7 protein-coding genes are annotated in these 7637 nt (G+C 46.8%); 4 read left to right on the top strand and 3 right to left on the bottom strand.

Annotated features, from left to right (window positions below; genetic code table 11):
- Both C1T29_RS19795 and C1T29_RS19800 read left to right on the top strand, forming a co-directional pair.
- A partial coding sequence (locus tag C1T29_RS19795; protein ID WP_231516514.1) for an LTA synthase family protein occupies positions 1-1237 on the top strand: 1237 nt, incomplete at its 5' end.
- 199 nt (positions 1238-1436) lie between these two features.
- Complete coding sequence (locus C1T29_RS19800) at positions 1437-2888, top strand: MDR family MFS transporter (protein WP_065643739.1); 1452 nt, start codon at positions 1437-1439, stop codon at positions 2886-2888.
- 39 nt (positions 2889-2927) lie between these two features.
- Here the strand turns inward: C1T29_RS19800 and C1T29_RS19805 are convergent, their stop codons facing one another.
- Complete coding sequence (locus tag C1T29_RS19805) at positions 2928-3767, bottom strand: aldo/keto reductase (protein ID WP_020452931.1); 840 nt, start codon at positions 3765-3767, stop codon at positions 2928-2930.
- Between the two features lie 87 nt (positions 3768-3854).
- Positions 3855-4715, bottom strand: a complete 861-nt coding sequence (locus C1T29_RS19810) for an ROK family protein (RefSeq protein ID WP_025809888.1) — start codon at positions 4713-4715, stop codon at positions 3855-3857.
- A 264-nt stretch (positions 4716-4979) separates the two neighbouring features.
- Here C1T29_RS19810 and C1T29_RS19815 point away from each other — a divergent pair, with 264 nt between their 5' ends.
- Entirely contained in the window at positions 4980-6104 is a 1125-nt protein-coding gene (locus C1T29_RS19815; RefSeq protein WP_025809891.1) for an aminotransferase class V-fold PLP-dependent enzyme, read from the top strand.
- Positions 6105-6180: 76 nt separating this feature from the next.
- Positions 6181-6591 (top strand): DUF5412 domain-containing protein, encoded by a 411-nt coding sequence (locus C1T29_RS19820; RefSeq protein ID WP_025809893.1) that lies wholly within the window; start codon positions 6181-6183, stop codon positions 6589-6591.
- 88 nt (positions 6592-6679) lie between these two features.
- Here the strand turns inward: C1T29_RS19820 and C1T29_RS19825 are convergent, their stop codons facing one another.
- On the bottom strand, positions 6680-7564 hold the full coding sequence (locus C1T29_RS19825; protein WP_023856268.1) for a carboxylesterase: 885 nt from the start codon (positions 7562-7564) through the stop codon (positions 6680-6682).
- Between the last annotated feature and the right edge of the window lie 73 nt (positions 7565-7637).

A 7637-nucleotide genomic window follows, 5' to 3' on the forward strand; every position in this document is an offset into this window, starting at 1 on the left:
ACAAAAAGCGGTCGCTGATGAAAACAGCCTGGCAACGATCGAGAACTACACAAACGCTGACTACAGCAAACCGAACCAAGATATGTTCGGGATTGCCGAAGGACGAAACGTCATCTTTGTAACGCTTGAATCCACTCAGACATTTGTCATTAATGAAAAGGTGAACGGCCAGGAAATCACGCCGTTCTTAAACAAATTCATTCAAAAAAGCTATTATTTCGACCATTTTTATCAGCAGACCGAACAGGGAAAAACGTCCGATTCGGAATTCATTGTCGCCAATTCGCTCTATCCGTCTCTGAGCGGTTCGGTGTTTTTTACGAAGAGCGAAAATGCGTACAATTCGATGTATAAAACACTGGCGAACCACGATTACAGAACATCGGTTTTCCACGCCAACCATAAAAAATTCTGGAACAGGGACGTCATGTACAAAGCCCTTGGCATCGACAGCTTTTATGACGTCTCCCATTTTCATGTGACACCTGAAAATTCAACGGGCTGGGGGCTGAAGGATAAGGAGTTTTTAACGCAATCGGCCGACTTGATGAAAGACTTGCCGCAGCCCTTTTACAGCAACCTGATCACATTGACGAACCACTTTCCGTTCCAAATTGATGATAAGGATAAGCTGATCGATGAATACGACTCGGACAGTGAGATTTTAAACCGGTATGTCACGACAGTACGCTATGAAGACGAATCATTGAAGCATTTCATTGCAAAATTGAAGAAAAACGGCCTTTACGACAATTCCGTGATCGTCTTCATGGGAGATCACTACGGCATATCAGAAGCGCACAACGATGCGCTGGCTCAATTTTTGGGCAAAGACGAAATCACCCCTTACGATACCGTTCAGCTGCAGCGTGTGCCGCTGATTATCCACATTCCGGGGGTAACGGATCAAGACCCGAAAACGATATCTGAAACAGGCGGCCAAATTGATGTCAAACCGACATTGCTCCATTTGCTCGGAATTGATACAAAAGGCATGATTCAATTCGGTAATGACCTGTTTTCGAAAGAAAGAATGCCTTTCGCTGTGTTAAGAAACGGCAGCTTTATAACAGATGATTATATCTACACGAAAAATACGTGCTACAGCAAAAAAACCGGGGACATGATCAACGACAGTGAGGACAAATGCGGTCCGCTCATAGAGAAGGCGAATCAAGAGCTTTCCCTTTCCGATAAGATTATTAACGGTGATTTGCTGAGATTTTATAAAAAATAATCCGTCCCCTTTAAGCCGGATTCCCCCGGCTTAAAGGGGCTGTTTAAATTGAGGGACAGCTGGGTATTATATACCGAATGTTAAAAATGAACTTGCGGTTTTGCAGTTCCTTCGTTACCCTAAATAAAAAGAGAAGTTATTTCGAGTACCGATTATTTCATAAAGTGTTATAAAAAATGATAAATAAGAAGGTTTTAATATGAGTGAAACACAGCATAAGACAAATCAATTGCCGATTGTTGCCGTCTTGATTATGGGGACTTTTATCGCCATTTTGAATCAGACGCTATTGACGACGGCTTTGCCTCCGATCATGAGGGACTTAAACATTACGCCGGGGCTTGCCCAATGGCTGACGACCGTTTTTATGCTCGTGAATGGGATCATGATTCCAGTTACGGCTTTTTTAATTGAAAAATTCACGACGAGAAAGCTGTTCATGGCGGCAATGTCTTTATTTACGGCTGGGACTCTGATCTGCGCCTTGTCATTCAGCTTTCCGGCGCTGATTGCAGGACGCGTCGTCCAGGCGGCCGGCGCGGGCATTATGATGCCATTGATGCAGACGGTGCTTTTATTGATTTTCCCAAAAGAAAAGCGTGGATCAGCGATGGGAATGGTCGGGCTTGTGATTGCCTTCGCTCCCGCTGTCGGACCGACCTTGTCAGGCTGGATCGTCGACCGCTACCCTTGGGAAGTATTGTTTTATCTGTTGCTTCCGTTTGCCGTTATCGACATGATTGCCGCACACTTTATTTTAAAAAATGTCACCGAACAGACGTCACCTAAGATGGATGTTACTTCCATCATCTTGTCTTCACTTGGCTTCGGCGGCATTTTGTACGCCTTCAGCAGCGCCGGTGTTGCGGGCTGGACGGGTGCGGACGTGCTGGCTGGCTTCGCGGTCGGCAGCGTTACGCTGTTTTGGTTCATTTGGAGGCAGCTCCATTTGGAAGAACCGATTTTGGAATTCAGGGTATTTAAATATCCGATGTTTACACTTGCGACGATTATCGGGATGGTCGTCTTTATGTCGATGATCGGAGCGGCGACGATCGTGCCGATGTATATGCAGGATATGCGCCATTTCACGGCGATGGAATCGGGAATGATGCTGTTTCCGGGAGCTGTCGTGATGGGGCTGATGTCTCCGATTACCGGAAGAATTTTTGACAAAATCGGCGCGCGGATCTTGAGCATCACCGGTTTGACGGCGATCTTCGTGACCACATTGCTCTTGACCCATCTGACAAAGACGACGCCTTTTGCGTATTTGTCTGTCGTCTATGCGATTCGGATGGTCGGCATGGGGATGGTGCTCATGCCTGTTACAACAGCCGGCTTGAACCAGCTCCCGCGCCATTTGATTCCTCACGGAACGGCCATGAACAATACGATGAGACAGATGTCCGGATCGATCGGGACGGCTGTTCTCATCACCATCATGGCACAGCGTGCGCTGGCCGATCCTGCCGGTCCGTCTTCGGATACAGCGATGATTCACGGCGTCAATCTGGCGTTTATGACCGCGGCCGCATTGTCGGGAATCGGATTGGTTCTCTCATTCTTTATTAAGCAGCACCGCCGCGGACGGCTCGACGGCAGCAGAAGGAAACAAGCGAAAGGCCGCTTGGCCATTCATGAAAAATAATAAATCCCGGGTTTTTATGAACCCGGGATTTTCTTATGCTTATTCGAATCCGTGAACCATTGTGTCAGGATCGGGACCGACGCGCTCATCTTTGTTAAGAGCGTTGATTTTTTCGATATCTTCCGCTGTTAATTCAAAGTCAAATATGTCGGCATTTTCAATAATGCGGTGTTCTTTGATTGACTTCGGAATGGTAATGACTTCATTTTGCAAATCCCAGCGCAGGATGACTTGAGCGACGGATTTGTTGTATTTTTTAGCGATGTCAGTCAGCACTTGATCATCGAGGAGTTTTCCCTGCATGAGCGGGGACCATGCTTCCACCTGAATGCCCTGCTTTTTGCAGTAGTCCCTGAGCTCAGCCTGAGTCAGCCGCGGATGGAACTCAACCTGATTGACCATAGGTTTAATTTCCGCATCTTCCAATAAGCTTTCCAAATGGTGCACATTGAAGTTGCTGACGCCGATCGCTTTTACTCTGCCGTCTTTGTACAGCTTTTCAAGCGCGCGCCACGTATCTTTATATTTGTCTTTTCCAGGCCAATGAATCAAATATAAATCAAGGTAGTCAAGACCGAGTTTTCGAAGGGTTTCATCAAAAGCCGCCAATGTTTTTTCATATCCCTGATCGCTGTTCCAAACCTTTGACGTGATGAAAAGCTCTTCGCGGGGAACGCCTGCTTCTTTAATCCCTTTGCCGACGCCTTCTTCGTTTTGATAGATAGCGGCTGTGTCAATGCTCCGGTATCCGTTTTTAATGGCTGCTTTCACAGATTCTACAACTTGGCTGCCTTCTTCCACTTTGAAAACTCCAAGTCCGAACCATGGCATTTTCACACCGTTATGTAATGTCACAGTATCCTTTAAACTGCTTACCATTTTGAACGACCACCTTTCTTTTTTTCATGCTTTTAAACGCACCGCTGTTATTATCTCACACTGGGTGGATTTTACAAAACAACTTGCTCAACCGGCTTCATAAGCCAAAGCGAGCGCACCGGTGATTCCCTGATCGTCGCCGAGACCCGGCGGTACGATGTATCCTTCAAGATCAGGCAGGTCAACATATCCGTTCATATATTCGGCAAGCTTTTTGCGAATCAGCGGGAACAGCTGCTGCTGCTTCATGACACCGCCGCCCATGATGATTTTTTCAGGGCACAGGATCAAGATATATTGCATGAGAGCCTGCGCTAAGTAGTCGGCTTCCATCTCCCAAACTTCCTCGTTTTCAGCCAAATCATTGCCCTTTTTCCCCCAGCGCTTTTCAAGCGCCGGACCCGATGCCATTCCTTCAAGGCAGTCCTTGTGATACGGACAGATTCCTTCAAACGTATCGTGCGGATGCCGTCTAATGAGAAGGTGACCCATTTCAGGATGGAGCGTGCTCTGCACGAGCCGGCCGCCGACAATCGCTCCTGCTCCGATTCCTGTACCGACTGTAATATACAAGCAGCTTTCCAATCCTTGCGCCGCTCCTTTTGTCAGTTCGCCAAGCGCGGCAGCGTTTACATCAGTCGTAAACGAAACCGGTATGCCGAGCCTTTTTTTCAACTCGGGAATAAACGGGTACCCCTTCCAGGCTAATTTCGGCGTATTGGTTATGTATCCGTAATCCTCTTTATCTTTTGCAACGGATATAGGTCCAAAAGAGCCCACTCCCATTGATGTGAGCTGATACTTGCTGAAGAAATCAGTCAGTTTTCCAATAGTCTCTTCAGGAGTCTCCGTCGGGATCGTCAGCCTGTCAATGATTTCTCCTTTTTCTGTTCCAACTGCACAAACAAACTTTGTGCCTCCTGCTTCTATTGCACCGTAATGTTTCATCCTCTCGGCTCCTTTTCATCTGTTTGAATTGCTTTAATTGAATCATAAATCAGACGATGAAAGAAAGCAATCGCACTGAACAATGATTCACCAGAGCATGGGAGCTTTTGATGCTGACGGAAGAAAGCTTCCCGAAAATGTGACAGTTTTCAAACAGCTGCAGCAGTTGTTCTTTCGCTTAAAGAGGCTTCTGCCCGCTTAATTTCAACTGTGAAAAAGAGGATTTTTTCAGGCCCGCTCGAAGCTTTAATGAGGAGGGATATCATGAAGCATCCATTCCACACTTACCGTTCTTTATTTCCGATATTGTCTGGTCATGTTCACCTTGCCGCATGCTCCGGCAGCGCGTTGGCTCTGCCTGTTGCCAAAGCGGTTGATGAGTATCAGAACGGCCTTTTAACAGCCGGTGCAGACTGGAAAGCGCATCTCGACAAGATGGATGAAGCCAAGGAAAAATTTGCCCGGCTGATCGGTGCCGAAAAAGAAGAGATAGCCGTTTTGCCGTCAGTATCTGACGCAGTGGCGGCTGTCGCTGCTTCATTGCCGCAGCCACCACACCGAAGGCAGATCGCCTTCACGGATATCGATTTTCCTGCCGTCGGCCAAATTTGGCTTGCGCAAGACCGCTTCAAAGATCACCTCATCATCATTCAGAGCGAAGACGGGATGATTGACTTGGAACAATACGAAAAAGACGTTACCGATCAGACGCTCTTGACTTGTGTACCCCATGCCGGCTATCGGAACGGGTTTAAACAAGATGTAAAACAGATTGCCGAGATTGTTCATCAAAAAGGATCGCTTTTATTTGTCGACGCCTATCAAACCGCCGGACACATTCCGATTCATGTCAAAGACATGGATATCGACATCCTTGCGGCGGGGACGCGCAAGTACATGCTCGGCATTCCCGGAACGGCTTTTTTGTATATGAAACGCGAACTTTGCGGACAATTTGAGCCGAAGACGGCCGGCTGGTTCGGCAGGAACAAACCATTTGCCTTAGATTCATGCTTTGCGGAAGGTGCGAAACGCTTCGAGTCGGGGACACCGTCATTTATCAGCATTTACGCGGCAGACGCGGCACTGAGGCTGCTGCTTGAAGCAGAGCCCGGCAGGATCGAGCACTACCTGCGGGAGCTCGCGGCATTCTCTTTGCAATACGGGGCGGAAAAAGGCCTGAAGATCATAGGCCCCGAGACCGTACATAACAGAACAAGCCTGATCTCGGTGTATGCCGAAGAGGCTGGCCGTATGGAAGCTCTCTTGCGTGAAAAGCATATCATCGTCTCAGCGCGAAACAACGTCATCAGAATAGCCCCGCATTTTTACAATACAAAGGAGGAAATCGGGTTTGTGATGGATGAGATGGCGGCGCTCTTTGGTTAACCCTGCTTCAAAATAGACAGAATACGATTTTTTCCTTAAACTATAAAAAACAATTTTCATCAAGGAATGAGACAAATTGGAGCTTTATATTGACGGAGAAATAGAAAAGCAGAGGAAGTCACCGTGCCGAAGCGTCTTGTTTGCCATTTTGGCTGTTTTGCTTGCGTCAGGCATTACCATCGGATATATCGTGTATACGCATTTTTACTCGATGAATCATCTGCCGAAAGGAAATTGGATTCAGTCTTCCGCTTCGCCGAATCAAGCATACAACCTGAATTTGTATAGCGTGAATAAAGGCGGGGGAACGAACTCCCCTTCCGTCAGAGGGGAATTGACAACGGTTGCCACCGGTGAACGAAAAAACATATATTGGGGATACGAAGAAGAACATGTCAAAATCGAATGGCAGGACAAATACCATGTGTCCATCAACAACAACGTGCTGGATGTCAGAACTGATATATATGATGGAAGAAGAGAGTGACAGCGTCACTCTCAGCCTTTGGAAAAAGTTTGTATGACCGCTCGTATAAGCCGCTGCATCTCCATGAAATGGACAACAAAACTGTGGTTTATTTACTGAAAAAACGTAATATACGTTCATTTACGTATTGAGGCTGTTCCATTGATAAAACGTGACCTGCCTGTTTTATGATTTCCGCTTCAATACCTGGAACTAATGTTGAGGCGCGATGTAAGGCTGATTGCGGGTCATAGATGACTTCATGTTCACCCAGCAATAATAGAATAGGGACTTTTACTGATTTTAATTCGTCGTCAGTGAAAACATACGGAAATCCGTCAGCGTTAGGCCTTGGCTGTCTTAATCCATCCTGCCACATTACGCCTGCATGAAACTGCTCTGCAAAAACCGGGTGTAACACATTACGATCTGTCATCATCCAATTTAAGAAATTCTCTACTCCATCAGGCTCTGTGAGGCTAAGAGCGTATTGATAAAAATCGTGATGAAACGGCAAAAATGTTTCCGCGGGACTAAGGATCGCTGCGCTCTCTACTCTCTCTGGCGCACGTAAAGCGAAATTCATCGTATGAAGCCCGCCAAGCGAAAGACCAACCATGTGCGACTTCTCTATCCCCAAAGCGTCGAACACTTCGAGAAGCCAATCAGCGTAACCCGCCCTCGTACCGCATAAATCTGCAGGGATGCTTTTGTTCTTATCACCTATGATATCGATTGCGTATGTTCGGTATTTGCTGCTCCAATCCTCGATATTGGGGTACCACATAGTGGAACTGAATAATGCGCCGTGAAGCAATACAAGCGGCGGGGCATCTTCAGGTCCGCTTGCAATAATATGCGTTTGGCCGAAACGGGTAGATACGTAGAAAGTTTTGTAATGAACTGGCCAAAGACCAAGGCTTTCCTTATAAGCCCGAAAATAGCGAATGCCGCTGTCACTTAAATCAGGGGTAATCGGTGAATGGTTTGACATGAAATATTTCCCTCCCAATAAATCCTCTTCAAATGAATATGCCGTTTCGTGCAGGGGAGTTTGTCATTATATA

Source organism: Bacillus sp. MBGLi79 (genome assembly GCF_002953915.1).

Coding starts and splice junctions, on each gene's coding strand:
- C1T29_RS19800 (WP_065643739.1), top strand. CDS start 1,437: ATGAGTGAAACACAGCATAAGACAAATCAATTGCCGATTGTTGCCGTC.
- C1T29_RS19805 (WP_020452931.1), bottom strand. CDS start 3,767: ATGGTAAGCAGTTTAAAGGATACTGTGACATTACATAACGGTGTGAAA.
- C1T29_RS19810 (WP_025809888.1), bottom strand. CDS start 4,715: ATGAAACATTACGGTGCAATAGAAGCAGGAGGCACAAAGTTTGTTTGT.
- C1T29_RS19815 (WP_025809891.1), top strand. CDS start 4,980: ATGAAGCATCCATTCCACACTTACCGTTCTTTATTTCCGATATTGTCT.
- C1T29_RS19825 (WP_023856268.1), bottom strand. CDS start 7,564: ATGTCAAACCATTCACCGATTACCCCTGATTTAAGTGACAGCGGCATT.